Origin of the sequence: Pseudoalteromonas sp. SR43-5 (assembly GCF_014163835.1) — a bacterium.
Classification (GTDB): domain Bacteria; phylum Pseudomonadota; class Gammaproteobacteria; order Enterobacterales; family Alteromonadaceae; genus Pseudoalteromonas; species Pseudoalteromonas distincta.
Genome location: NZ_JACJEA010000071.1, coordinates 1 through 1,383 on the forward strand (window position 1 = coordinate 1; position 1,383 = coordinate 1,383).

A 1,383-nucleotide genomic window follows, 5' to 3' on the forward strand; every position below is an offset into this window, starting at 1 on the left:
GTGTTTTTTGTTCCTTTTTTGTTTACTTATCTGTTTTTTTTTTATACTTTATTTGTGACTACTTAAATTAAACTGATAAGGAAGTGCTATGAAATTCAATAAAAGATACGTATCAATCTCTCTTCTTGCAGCATCTACAATCGTTATCACAGGGTGCTCTGGCACTTCTGGTACTTACGGAACAGAGGTAGATTGTAATACCTCAACTCGTGAGTGTCAGGCCAAAGTTCGAGTAGAAGGTACATTCGGTTCGTTGTTACGACCTGTTACTTCTTTAGTCGCAAATCTAACAGGCTTTTCATACAGCGACTGGTCAAGTTATGACCCAAGTGAATTTTACTTAGAATATGCTGAAACATCTTCAATCACCAACTTAAAAAATAGAGTTATTAATGTAAATATTTCAAACGAAGGAGTCCTATTAGGCTCAAAAAGCTTCGAAACAAAAAAAATTGGTGATAGTGTATTTTTTAAATACCCAGAACGTGTCAAAGAATGGACAGAACAATTCATAGATATTGCAACTGAAGCTTCTTTCACTTTTGGAATTGATTCTTATGTGGCTGCTCCTTCAACTGTTTCATTAACCGTTAAACATAATAACGTAGCTATTGATACAGTAAACTATGATGAATACCTTTGCGGTGGCGGTAATATGCCAAGGCAAGTATGCGGAGATAGTTGGTGATATGGTGATATGGTAATATGGTGATTTTATCATGAAGGTGGAAACACCTTCCATGTTACTTCTGAAAAGAACTAGTAGAAAAGCTTTACTAGCGTTAACTCTCTGCCTTGTGTCATGTAAAGCAATTATATTGAATGATTTACAAGAAAATGAAGAAGCTTTCAATACTAGAAAAATATATAAGAATAAGTTTGAATTTACCTCAATAAGAAAATCTTCAGAAGGCCCTCAGCTTAAACAAACAGATCTTTCTAAGTATCAGCTAATTTTTTCAAATATAAATGAAAAAATAGAAATTCGTTTTTTCGCAAAAGATGAAACTTACGAACGGTTACATGAAAATTTTACAGAGAAATCTTTTAGTACAATAATTCCTGCTTATTTACCTTTTGAAAATTATTTTAAGGTTGATTTATTTTTATTAGCAAATAGTAATTACTTTTTGAATGATGAAGTAGATGTAAAGAAAGGTAGAATAAGGTTATTTTTTAATATCAATAACATAGAATCAACGAATGAAATTGGGAATCGACTTATGAGAGTCGTTTCACTAACCTATCATGAACTCTAATTATTTGCACTAATCGACAGTAAAACAGATACCCCGCCGGAGCTTTGGCAGTGGGTGCGCTGCGAAAGTGTGGAGCTAATAAAAACGGGGGTGGTACTTGGCTTTACTCGCTAACGAATTGCAA

General features: G+C 33.4%; 2 protein-coding genes. Both read left to right on the plus strand.

The genetic code is table 11. From position 1 onward, the window contains the following. Positions 1-88 precede the first annotated feature (88 nt). The gene (locus H5090_RS20505) at positions 89-688 is read left to right on the plus strand and encodes a hypothetical protein (protein ID WP_182696624.1); all 600 of its coding nucleotides are present in this window, start codon (positions 89-91) and stop codon (positions 686-688) included. Positions 689-719: 31 nt separating this feature from the next. Continuing rightward, on the plus strand, positions 720-1,259 hold the full coding sequence (locus H5090_RS20510; protein WP_182696625.1) for a hypothetical protein: 540 nt from the start codon (positions 720-722) through the stop codon (positions 1,257-1,259). The last annotated feature ends 124 nt before the right edge of the window (positions 1,260-1,383 follow it).